Origin of the sequence: Alloalcanivorax gelatiniphagus, assembly GCF_005938655.1 — a bacterium.
In the GTDB taxonomy this organism is placed as follows: Bacteria; Pseudomonadota; Gammaproteobacteria; order Pseudomonadales; family Alcanivoracaceae; genus Alloalcanivorax; species Alloalcanivorax gelatiniphagus.
Map to the genome: position 1 here is coordinate 1 of NZ_VCQT01000031.1, position 24458 is coordinate 24458.

21 protein-coding genes are annotated in these 24458 nt (G+C 65.9%); 12 read left to right on the top strand and 9 right to left on the bottom strand.

The genetic code is table 11. The features are described from left to right. Positions 1–172: 172 nt before the first annotated feature. Together FGS76_RS09870 and FGS76_RS09875 are read left to right on the top strand one after the other, a co-directional pair. Positions 173–1480 carry an acyl-CoA dehydrogenase family protein gene (locus FGS76_RS09870; protein ID WP_138772473.1) on the top strand — a complete coding sequence of 436 codons (1308 nt, stop codon included), beginning with the start codon at positions 173–175 and terminating at the stop codon, positions 1478–1480. A gap of 12 nt (positions 1481–1492) precedes the next feature. Beyond that, positions 1493–2695, top strand: a complete 1203-nt coding sequence (locus FGS76_RS09875; RefSeq protein ID WP_138772474.1) for an acyl-CoA dehydrogenase family protein — start codon at positions 1493–1495, stop codon at positions 2693–2695. A gap of 77 nt (positions 2696–2772) precedes the next feature. On the opposite strand, the gene FGS76_RS09880 is transcribed toward FGS76_RS09875, so the two are convergent. Continuing rightward, positions 2773–4791: an NADPH-dependent 2,4-dienoyl-CoA reductase gene (locus FGS76_RS09880; protein ID WP_138772475.1), complete on the bottom strand. Its 2019-nt coding sequence runs from the start codon at positions 4789–4791 to the stop codon at positions 2773–2775. Positions 4792–4983: 192 nt separating this feature from the next. On the opposite strand from FGS76_RS09880, the gene FGS76_RS09885 reads away from it, so the two are divergent. Beyond that, positions 4984–5586: a TetR/AcrR family transcriptional regulator gene (locus FGS76_RS09885; RefSeq protein ID WP_138772476.1), complete on the top strand. Its 603-nt coding sequence runs from the start codon at positions 4984–4986 to the stop codon at positions 5584–5586. A 32-nt stretch (positions 5587–5618) separates the two neighbouring features. On the opposite strand, the gene FGS76_RS09890 is transcribed toward FGS76_RS09885, so the two are convergent. The 4 genes from FGS76_RS09890 to FGS76_RS09905 are packed head-to-tail and all read right to left on the bottom strand — an operon-like array spanning position 5619 to position 8257. After that, positions 5619–6938, bottom strand: a complete 1320-nt coding sequence (locus FGS76_RS09890) for an ATP-binding protein (RefSeq protein WP_138772477.1) — start codon at positions 6936–6938, stop codon at positions 5619–5621. Between the two features lies 1 nt (position 6939). Further along, positions 6940–7611: a response regulator transcription factor gene (locus FGS76_RS09895; RefSeq protein WP_138772478.1), complete on the bottom strand. Its 672-nt coding sequence runs from the start codon at positions 7609–7611 to the stop codon at positions 6940–6942. Next, entirely contained in the window at positions 7611–7943 is a 333-nt protein-coding gene (locus tag FGS76_RS09900; RefSeq protein WP_240692493.1) for a PepSY domain-containing protein, read from the bottom strand. Before FGS76_RS09900 ends, FGS76_RS09895 begins: the two co-directional genes overlap by 1 nt. Continuing rightward, on the bottom strand, positions 7943–8257 hold the full coding sequence (locus FGS76_RS09905; RefSeq protein ID WP_138772479.1) for a PepSY domain-containing protein: 315 nt from the start codon (positions 8255–8257) through the stop codon (positions 7943–7945). The genes FGS76_RS09900 and FGS76_RS09905 overlap by 1 nt, the downstream gene beginning before the upstream one ends. 244 nt (positions 8258–8501) lie before the next feature. Between FGS76_RS09905 and FGS76_RS09910 the strand changes: the two genes are divergently transcribed. Beyond that, on the top strand, positions 8502–9365 hold the full coding sequence (locus FGS76_RS09910) for an acyl-CoA thioesterase (RefSeq protein WP_138772480.1): 864 nt from the start codon (positions 8502–8504) through the stop codon (positions 9363–9365). Positions 9366–9459: 94 nt separating this feature from the next. On the opposite strand, the gene FGS76_RS09915 is transcribed toward FGS76_RS09910, so the two are convergent. Further along, positions 9460–10746, bottom strand: a complete 1287-nt coding sequence (locus FGS76_RS09915) for an acetyl-CoA C-acetyltransferase (protein WP_138772481.1) — start codon at positions 10744–10746, stop codon at positions 9460–9462. A gap of 216 nt (positions 10747–10962) precedes the next feature. Between FGS76_RS09915 and FGS76_RS09920 the strand changes: the two genes are divergently transcribed. Together FGS76_RS09920 and FGS76_RS09925 are read left to right on the top strand one after the other, a co-directional pair. Beyond that, positions 10963–12381, top strand: coding sequence for a 3-oxoacyl-ACP reductase (locus tag FGS76_RS09920; protein ID WP_138772482.1), 1419 nt, complete (start codon positions 10963–10965; stop codon positions 12379–12381). 166 nt (positions 12382–12547) lie between these two features. Beyond that, on the top strand, positions 12548–13093 hold the full coding sequence (locus tag FGS76_RS09925) for an FxsA family protein (RefSeq protein WP_138772483.1): 546 nt from the start codon (positions 12548–12550) through the stop codon (positions 13091–13093). Here FGS76_RS09925 and FGS76_RS09930 read toward each other — a convergent pair. From FGS76_RS09930 to FGS76_RS09940, 3 genes are all read right to left on the bottom strand, one after another. Beyond that, positions 13056–14120: an AraC family transcriptional regulator gene (locus FGS76_RS09930; protein WP_138772484.1), complete on the bottom strand. Its 1065-nt coding sequence runs from the start codon at positions 14118–14120 to the stop codon at positions 13056–13058. The two genes, FGS76_RS09925 and FGS76_RS09930, sit on opposite strands and share 38 nt — an antisense overlap. Positions 14121–14193: 73 nt before the next feature. Continuing rightward, entirely contained in the window at positions 14194–15336 is a 1143-nt protein-coding gene (locus FGS76_RS09935) for a fatty acid desaturase family protein (RefSeq protein ID WP_138772485.1), read from the bottom strand. Between the two features lie 30 nt (positions 15337–15366). Continuing rightward, positions 15367–16452, bottom strand: coding sequence for a flavin reductase family protein (locus tag FGS76_RS09940; RefSeq protein ID WP_170214451.1), 1086 nt, complete (start codon positions 16450–16452; stop codon positions 15367–15369). Positions 16453–16632: 180 nt separating this feature from the next. Here FGS76_RS09940 and FGS76_RS09945 point away from each other — a divergent pair, with 180 nt between their 5' ends. The 6 genes from FGS76_RS09945 to mscK all read left to right on the top strand — a co-directional run bounded on the left by FGS76_RS09945 (position 16633) and on the right by mscK (position 24457). Then, on the top strand, positions 16633–17307 hold the full coding sequence (locus tag FGS76_RS09945) for a TetR family transcriptional regulator (protein ID WP_138772487.1): 675 nt from the start codon (positions 16633–16635) through the stop codon (positions 17305–17307). A gap of 142 nt (positions 17308–17449) precedes the next feature. After that, positions 17450–18325: a MaoC family dehydratase gene (locus tag FGS76_RS09950; protein WP_138772488.1), complete on the top strand. Its 876-nt coding sequence runs from the start codon at positions 17450–17452 to the stop codon at positions 18323–18325. Positions 18326–18366: 41 nt separating this feature from the next. After that, entirely contained in the window at positions 18367–19512 is a 1146-nt protein-coding gene (locus FGS76_RS09955) for an FAD-dependent oxidoreductase (RefSeq protein ID WP_138772489.1), read from the top strand. Between the two features lie 128 nt (positions 19513–19640). Beyond that, complete coding sequence (locus FGS76_RS09960; RefSeq protein WP_138772490.1) at positions 19641–20018, top strand: PA2779 family protein; 378 nt, start codon at positions 19641–19643, stop codon at positions 20016–20018. A 6-nt stretch (positions 20019–20024) separates the two neighbouring features. Next, entirely contained in the window at positions 20025–20954 is a 930-nt protein-coding gene (locus FGS76_RS09965; RefSeq protein ID WP_240692494.1) for a PA2778 family cysteine peptidase, read from the top strand. A 59-nt stretch (positions 20955–21013) separates the two neighbouring features. After that, entirely contained in the window at positions 21014–24457 is a 3444-nt protein-coding gene (gene mscK, locus FGS76_RS09970; protein WP_240692495.1) for a mechanosensitive channel MscK, read from the top strand. Position 24458 lies beyond the last annotated feature (1 nt).

Genomic DNA, 24458 nt, shown 5'->3' on the forward strand with positions numbered 1-24458 from the left:
CAAAGTGCGATGAACCTTTTTTATGGCGCGGCCCATGGCGCGACGCCTTTATTGCTTAGCGCAAGCCCACCGGCTGACTTCATCGACACCAGCCAAAGGCAAGGCAGCCAAACGGCGCCACGCTCCCCTCACCCATAATCGGACCATCTTTGAATCGACAAAGGACCCGACCATGGCGAAAGACGCGATCGGCTTCGCCCTGAGCACCCTCAACCGGCTTGCCGGCTCCGAACTGCTGGACCGCCTTGGCCTGCGCCATGGCGCGGAGCGGCTGGCCTACCGTCTCACCAAAAGCGGCTTTCAGGTGATCACCACCAGCGCCCGCGCGTTCAAGGCCAGCGGCAACCAGGACCGGCCGGCGCGCCTGCACGCCCCGGGCCAGACCACCGGTCTGTTCGACCTGGGCATCACCGAAGAGCAGCAGATGATCCGCGACAGCGTGCGTGGCTTCGCCGATGACGTGCTGCGCGCCGGCGCCGAGGAAGCGGACGCCGCCCAGCGCACCGACCCGGCGATTCAGGAACAGGCCCGTGAGCTGGGGCTGAACTTCTTCGCCGTGCCGGAAAGCCTGGGTGGCGCCGCCGCCGAGCGCTCCACCGTAACCAGCCTGCTGGTGGCCGAGGAGCTGGGCCGTGGCGATATGGGCCAGGCGGTGGCGATTCTGGCGCCCATGGGCGTGGCCAACGCGCTCACCCAGTGGGGCACCGCCCTGCAGCAGGACAAGTATCTGACGCCGTTCGCCGGCGAAGACGCGCCGCTGGCCACCATCGCCGTGTGCGAGCCGCGCCCGCTGTTTGATCCCTGCGTGCTGCGCACCACCGCCACCCGCGACGGCGACCACTGGGTACTGAACGGCGAAAAATCCCTGGTGCCGCTGGCCGCCGAGGCGGAGCTGTTCCTGGTGGCGGCGGACACCGATGAGGGCCCCGCCGTGTTTATCGTCGAGGGCGGCACGGAAGGCCTCAGCGCCGGCGAGGACCCGGCCATGGGCATCCGCGCCAGCGGCCAACGCCCCCTGCTGCTGGACAACGTGCGGGTTCCCGCCGATCAGCGCCTGGGCGACGGCGACTTCGATTACCGGGCCTTCGTGGACCTGGGTACCCTGGCCTGGTGCGCGCTCGCCATCGGCACCGGTCAGGCGGTGCTCGACTATGTGGTGCCCTACTGCAACGAGCGTAAGGCGTTCGGTGAACCGATCAGTTATCGCCAGGCGGTGGCCTTCATGATCGCCGACATGGCCATCGAGCTGGACGCCATGCGCATGCTCACCTACCGCGCCGCCTGCCGCGCGGAGCAGGGCAAGACGTTCCAGCGCGAAGCCTATCTGGCGCGCACCCTGGTCAAGGAAAAAGCCATGAAGATCGGCACCGACGGCGTGCAGCTGCTGGGCGGCCATGGCTTTACTCACGAATACCCGGTGGAGCGCTGGTACCGGGATCTGCGCGCCATTGGCGTGGCGTTCGGCGGACTGCATCTGTAAGGGGACGGCACCATGAACATTGAAATTCCGAAGAAATTCAAACCGGTGATCCACAACGCCCGTCAGGTGGCGCTGAACAGCTTCCGGCCGATTTCGCGCAAGTACGACCGCGCCGAACACGCCCGCCCCAAGGAGCTGGACATGGTGGCGTCGGTGCTGGACGGCTTTAACGAGGGCGACCCGGCCAACTCCGCCGGCGCCAGCCAGACCGGCAAGGGCAAGGTGAAGGACGACGGTTCCGTGAAGAACGGTTCCAACATGATGACCTGCCTGGGCGCCCTGGAGTTCTGCTACGGCGACACCGGCTTCCTGCTCGGCATGCCCCGCCAGGGGCTGGGCAACGCGGCCATCGCCGCGGTGGCCACCGACGAACAGCTGGAGCGCTTCAAGGGTAAATGGGCGGCCATGGCGATCACCGAGCCCGGCGCCGGTTCGGACTCCGCCGCCATCCGCACCACCGCCAAGGAAGACGGCGACCATTACGTGCTCAACGGCGAGAAGATCTACGTGACTTCCGGTGAGCGCGCCGACTGCGTGGTGGTGTGGGCCAGCCTGGACCCGAAATTGGGCCGGGCGGCGATCAAATCCTTCGTGGTGGAATGGGGCACGCCGGGCATGGAGCTGGCGCGCCTGGAGAAAAAACTGGGCATCCGCGCCTCGGACACCGCCGCCATCAGTTTCAATGATTGCCGGGTGCCCAAGGAAAACCTGCTCGGCAATCCGGAGGTGGACACCAAAGGCTTCGGCGGTGTCATGGAAACCTTCGACAACACCCGGCCGCTGGTGGCCTGCTTCGCCCTGGGCGTGGCCAAGGCTTCCCTGGAACGCACCCGCGAGCTGCTGGCCGATGCCATCAACTACGACTACGGCAAACCGGTGGATACGGTCAGCGCCGCGGAGGCGGAGCTGTATCGCATGGAAGCGGACTGGGAAGCGGCCTACTGGCTGGCCATGAAGGCGGCCTGGATGGCGGACAACAAGAAGTCCAACTCCCTGGAAGCCTCCATCTCCAAGGCCAAGGCCGGCCGCGTGGGCAACCAGATCACCCTGCGCTGCGTGGAACTGGCCGGTTCGGTGGGCTACACCGAGGACGAACTGCTGGAGAAGTGGGCGCGGGATTCGAAGATTCTGGATATCTTCGAGGGCACCCAGCAGATTCAGCAGCTGATCATCGCCCGCCGGGTGCTGGGGCTCAGCTCCAAGGAACTGAAGTAACAGCGGGCGGTGTTATCGCGGCTGAAGCCGCTCCTACAAGGCCCGTAGGAGCGGCTTCAGCCGCGACCGCCCGGCAGCTATAGCCGCGCCGCCAGCTCCGAGCCCTGCTTGATGGCGCGCTTGGCGTCCAGCTCCGCGGCCACGTCGGCACCGCCGATCAGGTGGTAGCGTTCGTCATCTTCCCGGTACAACTCGCGCAGGGATTCCTGCCCGGCGCAGATCACCACCTGATCCACCTCCAGCAAGCCCTGTTTCTCGTTCTGGGTGATGTGCAGACCGTGGTCGTCGATGCGGTCGTACTGGCAGCCGGGCAGCATTTCCACCTGACGGTGCTTGAGGGTGGCGCGGTGCACCCAGCCACTGGTCTTGCCCAGCCCCTTGCCGAGCGCGCTGGTCTTGCGCTGCAGCAGGTAGATCTTGCGCGCCGGTGCCTCCGGCTGGCCTTCCACCAGGCCACCACGGGTTTCCGCCTGGAAGTCCACGCCCCATTCCCGCAGCCATTCCGGTAGCGGCTGGGCGCCGTCCCGGGGCGTTTCGGCCAGGAACTCGGCCACGTCGAAGCCGATGCCGCCGGCGCCGATGATCGCCACTTTCTCGCCGACGGTAACCTTGCCGCTGAGCACGTCCAGATAGGACACCACCTTGGCGTGGTCGATGCCGGGGATACCCGGGTGTCGGGGGCTGACGCCGGTGGCCACCACGATTTCCTCGAAGCCTTCCGCTTCCAGCTCGCCCACCGCCACGCGCCGGCCCAGGGCCAGTTTCACGCCGGTGCGTTCGATGCGTTTGCTGAAGTAACGCAGGGTCTCGTGGAATTCTTCCTTGCCGGGAATCACCTTGGCCAGGTTGAACTGGCCGCCGATGCGGTCCGCCTGATCGAACAGGGTCACGTCGTGGCCACGCTCGGCGGCCACCGTGGCACAGGCCAGGCCGGCGGGCCCGGCGCCCACCACCGCCACCTTCTTCGGGTGGGCGGTGCGCAGGTAAACCAGCTCGGTCTCGTGGCAGGCCCGGGGGTTGACCAGGCAGGAGGCACGCTTCAGTTCGAAGGTGTGATCCAGGCAGGCCTGGTTACAGGCGATACAGGTATTGATCTCATCCGCCCGGCCCTCGGCGGCCTTGTTGACGAACTCCGGGTCCGCCAGCAGCGGCCGCGCCATGGACACCGCGTCGGCCAGATCGCCGGCCAGAATGCCCTCGGCCACCTGGGGATCGTTGATGCGGTTGGAGGCCACCACCGGGATCGACACCACCTCGCGGACCTGGCGGGTGGCTTCCGCGAAGGCGGCGCGGGGCACCGAGGTGACGATGGTGGGGATACGTGCCTCGTGCCAGCCCACGCCACTGTTGATCAGGCTGGCGCCGGCGGTCTCGATGGCGCGGGCCAGATCCAGCACTTCCTCGCGGGTGGCGCCGTCCGGCACCAGATCGATCACCGACAGGCGATACATGACAATGAAATCCTCGCCGCAGCGGCGGCGGGTTTGTTCCACGATCTCCACCGGAAAACGGCGCCGGTTCTCGGCACTGCCACCGTATTCGTCGGTGCGCCGGTTGGTGCGCGGCGCGGTGAACTGATTGATCAGGTAGCCTTCGGAACCCATGATCTCCACGCCGTCGTAGCCGGCCTGCTTGGCCAGCTCCGCGGTGTGCGCGAAATCGCGCACCGTCTTCTTCACTTCGCGGGTGCTCATGGCCTTGGGCTTGAACGGGTTGATCGGGCTTTTGATCGCCGACGCGGACCGGGAGAACGGGTGATAGCTGTAGCGGCCGGCGTGCAGAATCTGCAGCGCGATCTTGCCGCCTTCCTTGTGCACCGCGTCGGTGATCTTGCGGTGGTTACGGATATCCAGCTTACGGTTGAAGGTGCCCGCCAGCGGATAGAACCAGCCGTGCCGGTTGGGGTTGATGCCCCCGGTCACCGACAGGGCGACGCCGCCCCGGGCCCGCTCGGCGAAGTAGGCGGCCAGCTTGGGGTAATGCCAGAAACGGTCTTCCAGGCCGGTGTGCATGGACCCCATGATCACCCGGTTCTTGAGCTGCGTGTGCCCCAGGTCCAGCGGCGACAGCAGATGCGGATAGGCGTTGGCCACCATGAATTTCTCCTTCCCGAATTCGGGTGTGGCTGGGCCGGCGTGCCGGCCTGGCTAATCTGGACGCCGTCAAGATACGGTGCTATTTTGACGCCGTCAAGATTAGTTCTGATCGCGGCTGAAGCCGCTCCTACAGAGGCAAGGCATCGCGCTGTAGGAGCGGCTTCAGCCGCGATCCGCCGACCCAGGAGTCCCATGCCCCGTCCCGCCCGCTACCACCACGGCGATCTCCGCGACACCCTGCTGCGCGAAGCCGCCATCCTGCTCCGCGAGCACGGCGTGCAGGGCCTGTCCCTGCGCCGGCTGGCGGAACGGGCCGGGGTGTCGCGCACCGCGCCCTACCACCATTTCACCGACAAGAATGCCCTGCTCTGCGCGCTGGCGGAGCAGGGTTTCTTGCGCCTGGACCGGCTGATCGACGGCATGTCCCTGGACCCGGCGGACCCGGAACCGGGGCTGCGCCAGTTCGTGCGCGACTACCTGCGCTTCGCCGCCGAGGACCCGGAACGCTATGAGTTGATGTTCGGCCGCACCCTGTGGAAAGCGGGCCGGCCAGACCCGGCGCTGACCCGGGTGGCCCATGACTGCTTCCGCCGCTACGTGGAGGCGGTGCGCCCGGAACGATTAGGCAGCCTGGGTCAGGGCGCCGACCCGCTGCGCGTGGCGCAGGCCAGCTGGGCCACGCTGCATGGCCTGTGCCGGCTGTTGTTGGATGGCATCTATCTGCGTCGGGAAGACATGGAAGCGGTCAGCGACCAGGCGGTAACGCTGATGCTGGCCGGGCTGCGGCGTGACTGAGCGGGTGTTTATATATTCCGTTGGCGGTGGTTTCAGACCCGCGCCCAAGGCAAACGCAGACTGACCCGCAAACCACCCAGGGGCGATTCGCCCAGCTCCAGGGTGCCGCCATAGGCATCCACCGTATCGCTGACGATGGCCAGTCCCAGGCCGTGGCCGGGCACCCGCTGGTCCAGGCGGTGGCCACGCTGCAGCACCTCCCCGTGCCGTTCCGGCGCGATGCCGGGCCCGTCGTCGTCCACCGTTACGCGCAGTTCGTCGGTTCCCCGGGACAGGTGCAGCGCCACCCGGCCGCGCGCCCACTTGCAGGCGTTGTCCATCAGGTTGCCGAGCAGCTCCAGCATGTCGTCCCGTTCCAGCGGCAGCGGCGCCATACGGTGGCCGTCGGCGGTGAGCGTCAGCGGCCGGTCGTGGGCCCGCCGCAGGGTGTCGAGCAGCAACGGCACGTCCCGGGCCGGCTCGAAACGGGTGGTGGCGGTGGCGCCGGCGGCCACCCGGGCGCGCCCCAGGGCCCGGCCCACGGCGTTCTCGATCTGGTCGAGCTGGTCGGAGAGCAACCGGTGCAGCTCCGGGGACTGACGTTGCAGGTCTGCGTTACAGCGGTTGCGCAGCACCGACAGCGGCGTCTTCAAGGCATGGCCCAGGTCGCCCAGCGCATGGCGGGAACGGGCCAGTTGCTGCTCGGTGTGACGCTGCAGCCGGTTGATCTCCTCCACCAGCGGGCGCAGCTCCGTGGCCACGTCCTGGTCCAGCTCGGCGCGCTGGCCGCCGCGCAGTTGCTCGATCTGGTGGCGGGCGCCCTTGAGCGGGCGCAAGCCGCGGCGGATCAGGTATTGCTGAACCAGCGCCAAGGCACCCAGCAACAGCACCCAGGCCACCAGGGCGGCGGCTTTCAGATCCTGGAACTTGGCCAGTTGCGGCGCGTAATCCTGGGCCACCACCACGGTCAGGGTCTGACCGTCGCGGCGAAACTGGGCGCGGTAACGGAGCAGACTCTGACCGCCGGGGCCCGGCTGCAGGTCGGTGTCCATGCCGGTGCGGTCCGGCAACGGCAGGGCCGCGTCCCACAGGGAGCGGGAGCGCCAGCGCTGATCGTCGATCAGCACCACGAAGTAACGGCCGGACAGGGGCTTGCGGTAGGCCGGGTCCAACCGGTCCTGGTCCAGCACCAGACCATCGTGGCCGCGCACGATGGCCGCCAGCACGCTGCTGGTTTCGTCGCGCAGTTGCCGGCCGCTCAGTTGGCGCTGCTCCCGGTCCAGCCACCACAGGGCCGCCTGCCCGGCCACCAGGCCGGCCACCAACAGGCTGACGAACAGGCTCACGCCCAGGCGGCGGCCGATGGATCGCATCTCAGTTTCCGTCGCGGCCGACGAACAGGTAACCCTGGCCGCGCCGGGTCTGGATCACGCCACTGCCCAGCTTGCGGCGCAGCCGGTTGATGTGCACCTCCACCACATTGGAGTCGCGTTCGCTTTCGCCGTCGTAAAGGTGTTCGTTGAGGGCCGCCTTGGAGATCAGGCGACGCGGGTTGAGCATGAAGTAGCGCAGCATGCGGAACTCGGCGCCGGTCAGCTCCACTTCCCGGTCGTCCAGCCACACCGTCTGGCGGGCTTCCTCCAGCTCCAGGCCGCCGGCGTTCAGCCGGCTCTGGTTGGTGCCGCCGTGGCTGCGGCGCAGCACCGCCTGGATGCGCAGCAGCAACTCCTCGGGGTGGAACGGTTTGGTCAGGTAGTCGTCGGCGCCGGCGCGCAGGCCGTCCACCCGCTCCGCCCAGCTGTCCCGGGCGGTGAGGATCAGCACCGGCAGGGTCAGCCCCTCCTCGCGCCAGCGCCGCAGCACCTGCAAACCGTCCAGGCCCGGCAAGCCCAGGTCCAGCACCGCCAGGTCGAAGGGCTCGTCATGGGCGCGCACCGCCGCGTCGCGGCCGTCCGCCAGCCAATCCACCGCGTAGCCGCTGTCGCGCAGCATCGGCATCAGTTGATCGGCCAGATCCACATTGTCTTCCACCAGCAACAGGCGCATCAGTCGTCCACTTCGTCTTCGAGAATGCGCCCGCTGCGGGCGTCGATTTCCAGCTCGCGCACCACGCCATCGGCGGTGAGCAGCTCCAGTTCGTAGATCAGCTCGCCGTCGTCCCGTTCCAGCTCCGCTTCCAGCAGGCTGGCACGCGGGTGGCGCTCCATGGCCACCGCCAGAATTTTCTCGAAGGGCTGCACCTCGCCGCTCTGACGCAAACGCAGGGCCTCGTCGTGGCTCACGTCCAGCGCCACGGCCGGTGCCATCAGACACGCCAGAAAGGCGGCCAGGGCCGCCTTCCGTGGAGCGAGATTAAATCGTGACTCACGGTTGGGCATCAGTCGTCCCGTTCCTCGCGCAGGATTTCACCGTTGCCGGCATCCAGGTGCACTTCCCATTGCTGACCCTGGGCGTCGCGCAACTCCACCTGATAAATGTAGCGGCCGTATTCCTCTTCCAGCTCGGTTTCCTCGATCTTGGCGTCCGGGTGGTTGGCCAGGGCCGCCTGGTTGAGCTTGTCGAAGGCCTGAATGGTGCCGTCATTGACCAGCTTGTTGACCTGGTCCGGGCGTACATCATCGGCATGGGCCACGGCGGTGGCACCGGTGAAGGTGATCAGTGCGGCGAGCAGGGTGGTTTTGGTGGCGTTCATGAGTGTTCTCCTTTCCTCATCGGGCGACGCCCTTGGCGCGCCGGTTTTGGTGTGTCCCGTTGGGGTACGGTTTCCACTCTACGGCGGCCCGCTTAATTCTCCCTGAAGCGTCCCTGAACGCAACCTTAACGGCGGCCGGCCACTCCCTGGCCCTTGCAAAGCGGCCTGGACTGGGGTGAAGTTACGTTTTCGGAATTGGCTTCCATTTTCAATATCGGCACATCATCCATAAAAAGGACACTCCATGCATACCGATCTGCCTGACCTGCTTGCCCTGCTGGACCTGACGCCCCTGGACGAGGACCGCTTTCAGGGCGAAAGCCGCAATATCGTCGGGCCGCGCATTTTCGGCGGACAGGTAATCAGCCAGGCGCTGGTGGCCGCCTCCCGCACCGTGGCCGGCCGCCCGGCCCACTCCCTGCAAGCCTACTTTCTGCGCCCCGGGGACGTGCGCGAGCCGATCCAGTTCCAGGTCGAACGGGTCCGCGACGGCGGCACCTTCTCCACCCGTCGGGTGGTGGCCGAGCAGCGCGGCCGGCCGATTTTCGACATGGCTCTGTCCTTCCACAACGCGGAACAGGGCCTGGAGCACCAGACCGCCAGCTTCCAGGCACCGGACCCGGACGACCTGCTCACCGAACACGACATGAACGCCCGCTTCCTGGAAGGCGAGGAAATCTCCGAGAACTTCCGCGCCGCCCTGCTGCGCCGCAAGCCCATCGAAATCCGCCCGGTCACCCAGCGCCATCCGCTGCGCCCGGAAAAAACCGAGCCGGTCCGTCAGACCTGGATTCGCGCCAGCGGCCTGGACAGCGACGACCTGCTGCTGCACCAGGCATTACTCGCCTATGTGTCGGATCACAGCCTGATGGGCGCCGCCCTGCTGCCCCACGGCGTTACTTTCCTGAGCCGCGACATGCAGGTGGCCAGCCTGGACCACACCCTCTGGTTCCATCGACCGGTGCGCTTCGACGACTGGCTGTTCTATGACATGGAAAGCCCCATCGCCCACGGCGGGCGGGGCTTTACCCGGGGAAGGATTTTCAATCGTGCCGGGGAGCTGGTGGCGTCGGTGGCGCAGGAGGGGTTGATCAGACAGCAAAGTTAGAAGTTGAAAGTTCAAAGTTGAAAGCGCGGCGCAGGGCCTCGGCTTTTCAGCCAGGCCGTGCCCGCGCTTTCTCCTTTTAACTTTTCACTTTCAACTATTTTTCCAGGATGGCGACCACGCCCTGGCCACCGGCGGCGCAGATGGAGATCAGGCAGCGGCCGGAGCCTTTCTGGTTGAGGAGCTTGGCGGCGTTGGCCAGGATCCGGCCGCCGGTGGCGGCGAACGGGTGGCCGGCGGCCAGGGAAGAGCCTTTCACATTGAGCTTGCTGGTGTCGATTTCACCCAGCGGCCGGTCGCGGCCCAGGCGCTCCTTGCAGAAGGTGTCGTCGGTCCAGGCCTTCAAGGTGCTCAGCACCTGGGAGGCGAACGCCTCGTGGATTTCATAGAAGTCGAAGTCCTGCAGAGTCAGGCCGGCCCGGTCCAGCATGCGCGGTACCGCGTAGGCCGGGGCCATCAGCAGGCCTTCTTTCTTGCCGACGAAATCCACCGCCGCCACTTCGCAGTGGGTCATGTAGGCCTGCACCGGCAGACCACGCTGCTCGGCCCACTCTTCGGTGGCCAGCAGCAGGGCGGAGGCGCCATCGGTGAGCGGCGTGGAGTTGGCCGCGGTCATGGTGCCATTGGCGCCGCCAAAGACCGGCTTCAGGGTGGCCAGCTTCTCCAGGGTGGAGTCGCCGCGCATGTTGTTGTCGCGCTCCAGACCGTGGAACGGTGAAATCAGATCCTGCTGCCAGCCCTCTTCATAGGATTTGGCCAGGTTCTGGTGGGAGCGCCAGGCCAGTTCGTCCTGGGCTTCACGGCTGATGCCCCACTCGGCGGCGGTGATCGCCTGGTGCTCGCCCATGGACAGGCCGGTGCGCGGCTCGCCGTTCTTGGGAATGTCCGGGATCATCAGCTTCGGGTTGATCAGCTTGACCGCCTGCTTGAGCTTGTCACCGGTGGTCTTGGCACGGTTGATCTCCATGAAGATCTTGCGGGCCTGCTCGTTGACGCCCAGGGGCGCGTCGGAGGTGGTGTCCACACCGCCGGCCACGGCGCAGTCGATCTGGCCGAGGGCGATCTTGTTGGCCACCAGAATGGCCGCTTCCAGGCCGGTGCCACAGGCCTGTTGCAGGTCGTAGGCCGGGGTTTCCGGCGCCAGTTTCGAGCCCAGCACGCACTCGCGCACCAGGTTGAAATCCTTGGCGTGTTTCATCACCGCGCCAGCGGCCACTTCGCCCATGCGCTCACCGTGGAGCTTGAAACGATCCACCAGGCCGTTCAGGGCGGCGGTGAGCATTTCCTGGTTGCCCACCTCGAAGTAGGCGGTGTTGGAGCGGGCAAAGGGAATGCGGTTGCCACCGACGATGGCCACCTTGCGTACGTTGTCGCCTGCCAGCATAGTTGAATCCTCCACAGGGGCGTTTCCGGATCGGTTCGCCCAGGTTAACAGATGAGCGCAGTCTATCTCCCCGCCCGCCGGCCTCATTGGCTTCGGCGCCTACCGGCTTTTCTGGCCGGTCAATACACCTTTTACAGGCCGGTGCTTCAATACGCAGCCTCATTCTTCGTATAGTGCCTTTCTCGCACTGTACATTGCACGGCAAAGGACAGGATCATGAGCGATACCTATCAGGCGATTGCCAACTCCCCCATGGGCAAGGCCCTTTTCAGCGCCATCAATCTGCCCATCCCGGTGATACTCGAACGCTGGCAGCCCGGCCAGAACTCCTTTGTCAGCGGCCGGGTGCTGGTCGGCGCCGCTCCCGGTTCCAGCGCCGTGGACACCGTGTTCGCCAGCCTCAAGAAAGCGCCGGAAGCCCGTCCGGCGGTGCTCGCCAATAACGGTAACGCCAGCGAGCTGCAGAAGCAGGCCGCCGCCGCCGGCGTCAGCGCCGACAACTACACCGCCACCAAGGAAGACGAAACCCGCTTCAAGGCCCTGGTGTTCGACGCCACCGGCATCGAAAGCCCGGACCAGCTCAAGGCGCTGTGGGAATTCTTCCACCCGGTGATCAAGAAACTGGACAAGTGCGCGCGGGTGGTCGTTATCGGGCGCACTCCGGAAACCCTGGCCGGCGCCGCCCGCGTGGCCCAGCGCGGCCTGGAAGGGTTCACCCGTTCGGTGGGCAAGGAAATCAAACGGGGCGCCACCGTGCAGCTGGTGTACTGCGAAGCCGGCGCCGAGAGCCAGCTGGCCGCGCCGCTGCATTTCTTCCTGTCACCGAAGTCCGCCTATGTGTCCGCCCAGGTGGTACGGGTGGGCGCCGCCGGCTTCGACGCCGCCAACTTCGACTGGGACAAGCCCCTGGCCGGCAAGAAAGCGCTGGTCACCGGCGGCTCCCGGGGCATCGGCGCGTCCATCGCCCGGGTACTGGCCCGCGACGGCGCCCAGGTCACGGTGCTGGATATCCCGCCCATGGCCGAGGACCTGAACAAGGTGGCCGAGGAAATCCAGGGCCAGACCCTGGAACTGGACATCACCAGCGAGGACGCGCCCCGGGTGATCGCGGAAGCGGCTCGCAAGATGGGCGGCCTGGATATCGTGGTGCACAACGCCGGTGTTACCCGCGACAAGATGCTGGGCAACATGCCGGAGAACTTCTGGGACATGGTGATGAACATCAACATCGCCAGCCAGCTGCGCATCAACGAACAACTGGTGGCCGATGATGGCCTGGGCGAAGGCGGCCGCATCATCTCGATCAGTTCCATCGCCGGCATCGCCGGTAACCTGGGCCAGACCAACTACGGCACTTCCAAGGCGGCGGTGATCGGCATGATCGACACCTACTCCGAGGAATACGCCGACAAGGGCATCACCGTGAACGCGGTGGCGCCGGGCTTTATCGAGACCCAGATGACCGCCGCCATTCCCTTCACCATCCGGGAAGCGGGCCGCCGCATGAACGCCATGAACCAGGGCGGCCAGCCGGTGGACGTGGCGGAAGCCATCGCTTTCTTCGCCAGCCCCGCCGCCCAGGGCCTGACCGGCAACGTGATCCGCGTCTGCGGGCAGATGATGTTGGGCGCCTGATCCCGGGCATAGCCCGGAATCGCTACAAGCAGCAAGCTACAAGCAGCAAGCGACCCCATCGCTTCAGCTTGTAGCTTGAAGCTTGTGACCTGTAGCTTGTCTCCCCCTTGAATCCCCCCTTCCCCGCCGCCATCTCTACCTCAATACGAACGTTTTCGAGGTGCCCATGGGCTTCGGCCGTGTTTTTCTGACTCTTCTGGTATTCGCGCTGATCGAGGTGATGGTGCTGGCAGCGGTGGCCGATCTGATCGGTTGGCCGGTGACCATTATCGCGGTGGTGGCCACGGCGCTGCTTGGCAGCGCCCTGTTCCGCCGCCAGGGGCTGGATACCTGGACCCGTCTCAATGAGCGGGTGAACCAGGGCGAGATGCCGGCCCGGGAGCTGGTGGAGGGGATGATGCTGCTGCTCGGTGGCGCCTTCCTGATCACCCCCGGGTTCATTAGCGACGCGGTGGGCTTCGCGCTGCTACTGCCGCAAAGTCGGCGCGCTCTGGCGGACCGTCTGATAAAACGCGGCACGGTGCAGGCTTTCGCCAGCCGTGGCGGCGGCGCCTTCTTCTATACCAGCGGTCCGGGCGGAGGTTTCCGCCCGGGCGGGCCGGGTGCCGGTGGCAATGTGTATGAAGGGGATGCGCGGACCGAGGATGCCGGGGACCACCAGGGCGAGCGGCCGCTTACCCTGGATCAGGAGTCCCCGCGCGACCGGAGTTAGCCGCCAGACGGCGGGCTTCGGCGGCGTCTTCCTCCGCCTTCATGCGCCGGTACTCGATGGGCGTCATGCCCACCCAGCGCTTGAAGGCCCGGTAAAAGGTGGAAGGCTCCGAGAAACCGGTGAGATAAACGATCTCGTCGATGGATTCGTCGGTGCCGGCGAGCAGCCGCTTGGCCAGCTTGCACCGGTAGTCGGCCACCAACTGGTTGAAGTTGGTGCCGGCGTCCGCCAAGCGGGTGCGCAGTTGCCGGGCCTTGATGCCCAGGCGCTCGGCGACTTCCTCCAGATTGGCGTGGCCGGATTCCAGCAGCTCGGCGATCAGCCGGTTGACCTGGGCCACCAGATCCTGCTTCTCCAGCCGTGCCACCTGCTCACTGGCCAGCTGCTCGTGCAGCCGCAACAGTTCCGGCTCGTGGTGGGCGGAGGGCAGCGTCAGCAGATCCGCGTCGAAGTACACCCCCACTGAAGGCATGTCGAATTTCACCGGGCAACCAAAGGCCCGCTGATACTCCGACGGATCGCTCTGATTGGCGTGGCCGAAGTGCACTTCCAGAGGTTCGAAAGCATCGTCGGTGACGAAGCGGAAGAACTTGATCAGCCCCATCATCACGCATTCGTTCAAGTGCGCCAGGCGATGCCCCCAGAACGGCTGCCGCAAAAATACCCGGTCGCCCTCATCGAACAGTTCAGCCCGAGCCGCGTCCGACAACAAACGCTGGTAACTCAGCGCCCGGTCCAGGCCTTCACCAAAGTTCGGGCTGGACAGAAACAGATACTCCAGCACCTGCCCTTTATAGACTGGCATGTGCTTGCCCAGATGCAGACCCACATGGGGGTCATTAGACACTTTCTCCAGCGCCTGCCAGAACCATTCCTGGCCATCGTGGGGCGTGCGCAGATCGGGCACGTCCAGTATCGAGGCATCCAGGCCCAGCTCAGCCAGCACCGCGTCGGCGTCGATACCCGCATTCAGCATGGCGCGGTAGGCCATGCGCAGGAGCACGCCGGAATCGGTCAGTTCTGCCATCCTTTTGCAACTTCCCCAAACGGTAAACACCAGGTTCGGAGACTAGCATACCGTTACGGTGCCAGGAACCGCATCACATTGGTGCGGAATTCGCACGACGGCGGGACAGCCCTCGCAGCACCCGATTCGGTAGCGCCATCCGGTTAATTCGCTTGAGTACCGTGCCGAACTGCTGGCCAAGCCGGCCGGTGTTGTAGTGCAGCCCGTAGCGGTCGGCGATCTCACGCACCCGGGGCGCCAGTTCCTTGTAGCGATTGGAAGGCATGTCCGGGAACAGGTGGTGCTCGATTTGGTGGCTCAGGTTACCGCTCATGATGTGGAACAGCGGCCCGCCTTCCAGGTTCGAGGACCCGAGCAACTGGCGCAGATACCACTGCCCGCGGCTCTCGTTCTCGATGTCCGCCTCGCTGAACATCTCCGCGTGCTCGGTGAAATGGCCGCAGAAAATGATCAGGTAGGCCCACAGGTTGCGGGTCAGGTTGGCGCTCAGGTTGCCGGCGAACACCAGCGGGAAGAACGGGCCCGCCAGGGCCGGGAACAGCAGGTAGTCCTTGAGCACCTGCTTGCGCACTTTCTTCATGATCTTGCGGCGCTGCACCCGGTACTCGGCGAAGCTCTTCTCGCCCTTGAGCAGCTTCTCGTACTCCAGGTCGTGGAATGCCACACCCCACTGGAACAGCGCCGCCAGCGCCCAGTTATAGGCGGGCTGGGCCAGGTACAGCGGGTTCCAGGGCTGGTCCTCGGACAGGCGCAGGATGCCGTAGCCCACGTCCCGGTCCTTGCCGACCACATTGGTGAAGGTGTGGTGCATGTAATTGTGGGAGTGCTTCCACTGTTCCGCCGGGCAGGTGTTGTCCCAGTCGTAGGTGGACGAATCCAGGGCCGGGTCGTTGAGCCAGTCCCACTGGGCGTGCATCACGTTATGGCCGATCTCCATGTTCTCCAGGATCTTGGACACCGACAGCAGCGCCGTGCCGGCCAGCCAGGCCGGCGGCAGCACGCTCAGGAACAGCAGGCCACGGCCGGCCAGTTCCATGCTTTTCTGGGTTTTCACCAGGCGGCGAATATAGCGGGCATCCTGCTCGCCCAGGTCGCTCATCACTTCATCGCGGAGCGCTTCGATTTCCCGGCCGAAGGCCTCCACCTGGGAACGGGTCAGCCGCACGCCCTGGCGTTCAAAAATCACCGGGTCGAGGTTTTCTACCTTGGCATTCATCGCGGATCTCCTTACCAGTCCGGTTCCAGGTTACAAATCCAGTTCCACGTCGCCGTCGGCGCCGTGCATGCAGATACGGATTTCCTGATTGTTCAATTCGCGGTGCTCGCCGCTTTGCAGGTCGCGCACCCGCCCCCGGGCCACCCGGCATTTGCAGGTATGGCAGATGCCCATGCGGCATCCATGCCGGGGCCGCAGGCCGGCGGCCTCGGCGGCTTCCAGCAACGACTGGCCGGCGGCGGCCTCGGTCTCGCCACCGCTGCGGGCGAACCGCACCCGGCCGCCTTCGCCGCCACCGCTGGTGGCTTGCTGAAACCGTTCGTGGAACAACGGGCCCTGGCCATGGCGGCCGTGCCAGTCGATCACCGTGTCCAGGAAGCCCTGGGGGCCACAAACGAACAACGGCAGCGCGGCGGCGTCTTGCACCTGTTGCGTGAGCCAGTGTTCATCCAGCCGCCCGGAAAAATCGCCTCCCCGGGGCGTATCGGCGCTGAGCACGAGACGAAAGTCGAGACGATCGTCCAAGGCCAGCTCACGCAGGCTCTCGCCCAGCAACAGCGAGGAATAATTCCGTTCGAAGTGCACCCAGATCAGCCGTCCCGTCTGGCCGGACGACAGCCAGGACTTCACAATGCTGTGAACAGGTGTTACTCCTGAGCCGGCGGAAAGGAGCAGAATACGCTCTGGCGCCGGTTCCGGGATCACGAAGTCACCGGCCGGCGCGGACAGGGAGACCAGGTCCCCGGCACGGCAACGATGCACCAGATGATCGCTGACCCCGCCGCCACCGTTGGCCTTGACGGTCACCGTCACGGGCCATTCGCCGGGCGCCGAGGACAATGAGAAGCAGCGTTGCTGACGGGCCCCGTCGATGTCCACGCCGAGCAACACATGCTGGCCGGCGCGGTGCGGTTTCCAAAGGCGATTGGGCTCCAGCTCCAGGGTCACGGCCTGATCACTTTCACGGCGTACCCGGGCCACCCGCGCAAGGATTTCCCGGGAGGAATAACGGGCATCGAACAAGGCCAGATAGTCCTCCGGGTCGAACGGCGAGGCCAGGGCGCGGCCCAGCCGGCGCATCAGTCCGTTTCGCGGTGAAGAGCTGTCCAGGTGCATGACAAACCTCATTTGTTTACACTTGTGCACTTTTTACGCGGACGCGGCTTTTTAGTCAACACCTGTTCACAAATATTTTTTTACATAGGAAAATCAACTAGTTGTATGTATCCGGGAGGGGAAATTGAATAACATGGCGGCTTCTGACTGTATAAAGAATCATCATCGGGGAGCGAAACCATGAGCAGAGAGACAGCGGCCCGCGGACGCCGCCCCAAGCGCGGGCGCACGCGGCAGGCGCTCATGGACGCCGCCCTGGATCTGGTGGCCAAAAAAGCCCCCTTCTCTTCCCTGAGCCTGCGCGAGGTGACCAAGCGCGCCGGCGTGGTGCCCACCGCCTTCTACCGCCATTTCCCGGACATGAGCGCCCTCGGCCTGACCCTGTTGGACGAGTCGTTCCGCACCCTGCGCCAGATGATGCGCGAAGTGCGCCAGCATGAACTGCCCAGCGAGCGCATGATCCGCGGCTCCCTGGAAACGTTTTTCACCTACGTGCGCAACAACCGCACCCATTTCCTGTTCGTGTCCAAGGAGTTGTACGGCGGCTCCGCCACCATGCGCCAGGCGATCCGCCGGGAAATCCGCCTGTTCGTCAGTGAGCTGGCCATGGACATGGCCCGCTTTCCGTTCCTGACCCAGGTGAGCGCCGAGGATTTGCAAATGATGGCGTCGCTGGTGGTCAACGGCGTGGTCGCTCTGACCCAGGAAATGCTGGAACTGGACGAGGACGACGAAGCCGGCCAACACGAGATGCTGATCCTGGCCGAGAAGCAGGTGCGTCTGATCTATTTTGGCGTGGCCCAGTGGCGCTCCGGCAGCGACCAGCCCGCCAGTGCCGCCATGAGCGCGGAGTAAACCGCCCGGTCCCCGGGCCGCTGGCCGATAGGCTCTTGCAGCAACCTTTCAGGCGGCAGGGCCAATCAGGCGCCCGGATCGCCTCCCTATACTGTCCCTCTGTTGATTTCCGTCCCGTTTTTTCAGGTAAAAGGACGCTGTTATGAGTGATGTCCAGTTCCGCGAACTGCGCCACGCGCCGGCGATGCCGGTCAATTTCGCCAAAGCGGTACTGCGTGCCGGCGTCAAACCCGGCAAGAATCCGACGTTGCCCAAGGTGGGGCTGCGGCTCAACGACGTGGGCCTGGACAGCAAGCACCTGAAAGCCTATCGCAAGGTCTGCGGGTTCAGCGCCGACGGCCGGCTGCCGGTGACCTACCCGCACATCCACGCCTTTCCGCTGCACATGGCACTGATGATGGAAGACGGCTTCCCGTTCCCGGCCATGGGTCTGGTGCATGTGCGCAACCGCATTACCCAGTACCGGCCCATCGCCGAGCGTGAGCAGCTCAACATCAAATGCTCCCTGGGCAATCTCAATCAGGTGGAAAAGGGCTGGGAGTTCTCCATTTTCACCGTGGTCACCACCGCCGGCGAACGGGTCTGGTCCAGCGAATCGATCAACTTCTTCCGTGGCGGCGGCCATGGCCGCAAGGACGAGAAAAAAGCGTCCGGCGAGCCCGCCCCGGCCACCGACACCATCGAGTGGAAGGTGCCCGGCAATACCGGCCGCCGCTATGGCGCCGTGTCCGGCGACCGCAACCCCATCCACCTCTATCCGCTGACCGCCAAGCTGTTCGGCTTCAAGCGCCAGATCGCCCACGGCATGTGGTCCAAGGCCCGCGCCCTGGCCCATCTGCAGTCGCAGCTGCCGGAGGAAGCCTTCCGGGTGGACGTGCAGTTCAAGCTGCCCATGTTCATTCCCGCCACGGTGAAGTTCGAGCAGCGGCCGGCGGAGGATGGCCTGGATTTCCGGGTGCTGGCCCGCGACGGCGTCAAACCCCACCTGACCGGTCAACTGCGCCCGCTGGGCGAGTGACCGGCCCCGACCTTACCGTTGAGGACCACGCCGTGGTCCCCATGAACGAGCCCGCCGCACCCCGGCAACTGGTGCTGGTGGGCGGCGGCCACAGCCATGCCCTGGCGCTGCGCCGGCTGGCGAAAACCGCCCCTCCCGACCTGCGAATCACCCTGATCTCCCCGGACCCGCTGGCGGCCTACTCCGGCATGTTGCCGGGCCTGGTGGCCGGCCATTACGACGTGGCCGAAAGCCATGTGAACCTGCCCCGCCTTTGCCGGGCCCGCGGGGCCCGTTTCCTGGCGGCCCGTGTCACCGCCCTGCGGCCCGACGCCCGCCAGCTGGTGCTGGATAACGGCGACACCCTGAACTACCACTTGCTGAGCCTGGACGTGGGCGCCACCCCGGACCTGCAAACCGTGCCCGGCGCCGCCGACCACGCGGTGCCGGTGAAACCGGTGAGCGATTTCCGCCGCCGCTGGCAGGATCTGCGGGCCACCCTGGAAGACCATCGCGGCCCCCTGGCGGTGACCGTGGTGGGCGGCGGCGCCGGTGGTACCGAAATGGTGTTGGCGGTGGCCCGGGCATTGCGCCGGCGGGGCCGATCCGCCACCTTCAATCTGGTGACCTCCGCACAGCTGCTGCCCGGCGCCGCCAAGGGCGTGCGCCGGCGCATGGCGCAGCGGCTGGCCGCCGACGGGGTGACCGTGCTTGAGCACCAGCCGGTGCGGCGGGTGGACGCCGGCTCCGTGGAAACCGACGCCGGCCCGCTGCGCCACGACTTCCTGCTCTGGTGCACCGGCGCCCGGGCCCCGGCCTGGCTGGCGGCCAGCGGCCTGCCCTGCGACGAGAACGGCTTCCTGCGGGTGGAGGCCACCCTGCGCAGCCCGGCGGATGCCCGGGTGTTCGCCGCCGGCGATTGCGCCGCCTTTCCCGGCGGCCTGCCCAAGGCCGGCGTGTACGCGGTTCGCCAGGCGCCGATCCTGGCGCGCAATCTGGTCGCCACGGCGCGCCAGCGTCCGCTGAAACCCTATCGCCCCCAGCGCCGTTTTCTGTCGCTGCTGTCCGCCGGTGACCGCGACGCGGTGGGTAGCCGGGGCCCCTGGCCCACCCTCTCGGGTCCCTGGGTATGGCGTTGGAAGGACCATCTGGACCGGGCTTTCATGGCGCGTTTGGATGCCTCCGATGAGCCCCCGGGCTCACCGTGAAGCATCCAGACGGTTGAGCCTTTCTCCCGGGCGACTGTAAAAGATCACAAAGCTTTGCTCGCCCTGCCTTGGCCTGATAAGGCGTCATGCTAGTGTTTGGGCATCCTTATGAAGCGGAGCGATACCCAATGAAAAAGCAAATTACCGGCGTTCTGACCGCCTTTGTGATGCTGTTTACCCAGGGCCTGTTCGTGCCCGCCGCCCAGGCCGCCATGGTCACCACCGACGGCATGGTCGCCAATGAGCAGCGCGCCGCCATGGAACAAAAGGTCATGCGTCTGATGGAACAGGATGCCGCCGCCAAGGTACTGGCACAGAACGGCGTGACCCCGGACGACGTGCAGAAGCGTCTCGGCCGCCTGAGCAATCAGGAGCTGCAGAAGCTGGCCACCAAGGCCGACCAGATGCCCGCTGGCGGTAGCGTGCTGGGCGTGGTCCTGGCGGTGATTCTGATTCTGGTGCTGCTCGACCTGCTGGGCGCCACCGACGTCTTCCCGGCCATCTAACCGCGCGTGACGACGCTCAAAAAGGGTGGCGGCCGCGCGGCCGCCACCCTCTTTCTTGCCCCCTTGCTGGCGCTGATGCTGAGCGCCTGTCAGACGCTGCCGCCACCGCAGCGTGCCGATTCCCCGCCCCGACAAACTCTCGACGTGCCGTTTATCGCGCAGGATGCCTACCAGTGCGGCCCCGCCGCCCTGGGCATGATGCTGCAATGGAATGGCCTGCCCGGCGACAAGGAAGAGCTGGTTCACGAGGTGTGGCTGCCGGAACGGCAGGGCGCCCTGGGTATCGAACTGAAAGCCGCCGGCCGTGCCCGTGGCCTGTTGCCCTATCCGGTGGAAACCCCGGACGCCCTGTTCAGCGAAATCCAGGCCGGCCATCCGGTGCTGGTGCTGCAGAACCTGGCCTTGAAACGCTGGCCGGTGTGGCACTTCGCGGTGGTGATCGGCTACCGGGACAACGGCGAGCGCATCATTCTGCACAGCGGCACCGACGAAGCCACCAGCAGCCACTGGAACCGGTTCGTGCGCACCTGGGCGCGGGCGGATTACTGGGGCTTCGTGCTGCTGCCCCCCGGCGAATTGCCGGCGCGGGTGGAACCGGAACCCTTGCTGCGCGCCCTGGCGCCGATGCAAATCGATGCCCTGCCCCACTGGCGGGCGGCGGTGGCGCGCTTCCCGGACAATGGCCGGCTGCGTTTCGGACTGGCCAATGCCCTGTGGGCGGCGCAACGCCAGCAGGAGGCATTGGACGCCTACCAGCGCACCGTGGCCCTGGCTCCGGATCTGGCGCCGGCCTGGAACAATCTGGCCTACGCGCTGCGCCGGGCCGGCGACGACCGGGGCGCCCGCGAGGCGGTGTGCCGTGCCAGCGAACTGGCCCCGGACAGTGACAACATCAAGGACAGCGTGGCGGACATCACCGACGGAAACGGTTGCTGACCGCCCCACCGTCCGGCTGCTAAGCTTCCGTCACCGCATAACCGGAAGGCGACACCCCCGTGTGGATTCGAGTGCTGCTAGTGGCCCTGCTGTGCGTGGCGGTCCAGGGCCGGGCCCAGATGCCCGGCTCCTTTACCCTGCCCGGCATCGGTGACCTGGAAAAACAACTGGCCGGCGAGGACAACTCCGGCGACGATCAGAAACAGGGCAACGGCCAGAACAGCGACGGCGACTCCGAACACCGCCAGATCCTGGAACAGACCCTGGCCCTGCGCCGCGAGATCGACACCAATCGGCAGCGCATCGAGGACCTCAAGAAGCAGGCCAACCAGGCGCCCCAGCAAAGCACTCAAATGCAGCGGCAGCTGCAAAGCGCCCGCCGCGAGCAGCAGCAGGACTGGCGGCAGCGCTACCAGGACCTGTCCCTGGCCGCCCTGGTCAACGAACTCACCGGCCAGTTGGATGCCCTGGAAGACAATCAGCAGACCCTGGCCCAAGTCAGCGCCGAACTGACCCGCGCCCAGACCCTGCCGGAACGGGCCCAAACCACCATCAGCGACAGCCTGTCGCGGATGGACGATATCCGCCAGACCCTCAACCGCCGCGACGAGACCCTGGAAGACGCGGAGCGCACCCGGCTGCAAACCGAACTGGCGGCCCTGGACACCCGCATTCAGCTGCGCAACCAGGAGCTGTCCGTGGCCAGCACCCTGGAAGAGCTGTCGCGGTTGCGCAAGCGCGTGCTGGAGGCCCAGGAAGCGGTGATCCAGCAACGGCTGGATGTGCTGCAGCCGATGATCAACGACCGCCGGGACGAATCGCTCAACGCGGAGATCGACGAGGACGCGCCCACGCTGCCCGACGGCCTGGCCAATCACCCGCGCCTGGAAGAAGCCCGCCAGCAGAACGACGACCTGCGCGATCAGCTCAAGCAAACCAGCAGCGACGTCAACGATCTGATCCGCGAGGTAATCAACGCGGAAACCCGCCTGGACCGGGCCCGCTCCCTGTCCAGCACCGTCAACGACCAGATCCGCATGCTCGACGGCAGCTTGCTGCTGTCGCGCATCCTCTACGAACAGCAGAAAAGCCTGCCGGAGTACAAACCCCGACCGGGCCTGGACAAACTGATCAGCGACACGCGGCTGGCGCAGTTCGATATCCGCCAGTCGATCCAGACCCTGGAAAGCGAAAAGCCGGAGCTGGGGCAGACCGACGACCTGGACCCGGACCAGCGCCAACAGCTCAGTGGTGCTCTCACCCGGTTGCGCGATGCGCGCCTGGAACTGCTCAATCAGCTGGACCAGGAGCTGGGCCGCAAACTCAACGTGCTGGTGCGCCTGAACCTGTCCCAGGAACAGTTGCAACGCATCACCAATGACCTGCACGACACCATTTCCGAGCAGACCTTCTGGATGCCCAGCACCCAGCCGATGCCGTCCTGGATTCAGGATTTTCCGGCCCAGGCGGCCCGCGAGCTGAAGGACATTCCCTGGCAGCGCATGAGCAGCGACGCGGTGGATATGATGCGCGCCAAATGGCCCTGGCTGTTCGTGCCGTTGCTGCTGGCCGGCCTGCTGGCGCTGGTGCGCGGCAAGCTGCGGGCGCGCATTCGCGCCCTCAATGGCGACATCGGTTTCCTGAAACGCGACAGCCAGCGGCACACGCCCCAGGCGATCATCTATACCGCCCTGCTGGCGGCGCCGGTGCCGCTGGTGCTGAGCCTGGTGGGCTGGGGCCTGTGGGCGCAACCGGGCACCCTGAGTTCGGTGCTGGGCGCCGCCCTGGCCAAGATTGCCCTGCTGTGGCTGGTGTTTGAACTGTGCTACCGCCTGCTGGCCCGGGACGGCATCGCCCAGCGGCACTTCCGCTGGAGCGCCCAGGCCAACCAGGTGCTGCGCCGGCGCCTGCTGGTGGTGGGGCTGGCCATGGTACCGATGACCCTGGTGATCGCCTTTGGCGAGGAATGGCCGGCCCAGCTCAGCAATGATCGTATCGGCCTGCTGATGATGCTCGCCTGTCTGCTGATCATCAGCGCCACCCTCAGCCGCGCCGCCCTGGCCTACCAGGCGCACCGCTACTCCAAGGCGGTCAAGGGCGGCGCCGTGTTCCTGTGCTGCACCGCGCCCCTGGCGATGGCGGCGCTGATCGTGGTGGGCTACTACTTCACCGCCGTGCGCCTGTCCGGCCGCATGATCGACACCTTCTATCTGTCATTGCTGTGGATGCTGCTCGACGCCACCGCCGTGCGCGGCCTGGCGGTGGCCGCCCAACGGCTGGCCTACAAAAGGGCGGTGGCGGAGCGCGAAGCCGAGCCCAAGGAAAGCGTGGAAGGCGTGGAAGTGGAAGAGCCGCAACTGGACCTGCAACAGGTCAATCAGCAATCCCTGCGGCTGATCCGCCTGGCGGTGCTGGGCCTGTTCGCCGCCCTGCTCTACTGGGTGTGGGCGGACGTGATCAACGCCTTCTCCTACACCGACAACATCGTGCTCTGGCAGAGCACCGAGGGCAGTGGCCTGAACGCCACCAACACCCCGATCAGCCTGGGCGACGTGATCACCTCCCTGGCCATCGGCATCGCCACCTTCATGCTGGTGGCCAACCTGCCCGGGCTGCTGGAAGTGCTGCTGCTGTCACGCATGAATCTGCGACAGGGGGCCAGCTACGCGATCACCACCCTGCTCTCCTATGTGGTGATCATGGTGGGCGTGATCGTGGCGCTGGGGTCGCTGGGGCTGTCCTGGAGCAAGATGCAGTGGCTGGTGGCGGCCCTGGGCGTGGGGCTGGGCTTCGGCCTGCAGGAAATCTTCGCCAACTTTATCTCCGGCATCATCATTCTGTTCGAGCGGCCGATCCGCATCGGCGATGTGATCACCATTGGCAATCTGTCCGGTACCGTCAGCCGTATCCGCATCCGCGCCACCACCATCATCGATTTCGAGCGCAAGGAGATCATCGTTCCCAACAAGGTGTTCGTCACCGAGCGGCTGATCAACTGGACCCTCAGCGACACCGTTACCCGACTGACACTCAAGGTGGGATTCGCCTACGGCTCCGACCTGCAGACCTGCCACGATCTGCTGGTGCAGGTGGCCAAGGACAATCGGCGGGTGCTGCGCGATCCGGAGCCGCTGATTCTGTTCATGGCGTTCGGCGCCAGTACCCTGGATCACGAGCTGCGGGTTTATCTCGGCGAGATCGGCGACATCCTGTTCGCCACCGACGAACTGAACCGGGCCATCGACAAGGCCTGCCGGGAACGGGGCGTGGAGATCGCCTTCAACCAGATCGACGTGCACCTGCGCTCCACCACCGACGATCTGCGCATCGCCGACCTGGACGGCGACGACGAACCGCCGGCGGCGGCGCCCAGGCGCGGCAAAGGGGATGTGCGTGGCCACTACGGCAATACCCGCGGGCACTACAATGACGACGGGCAGGATAACGAGGGGCAGGACCCCGACCGGGACGGCAAGCCCAAGGGCACCGGCGAGGACGACTGAA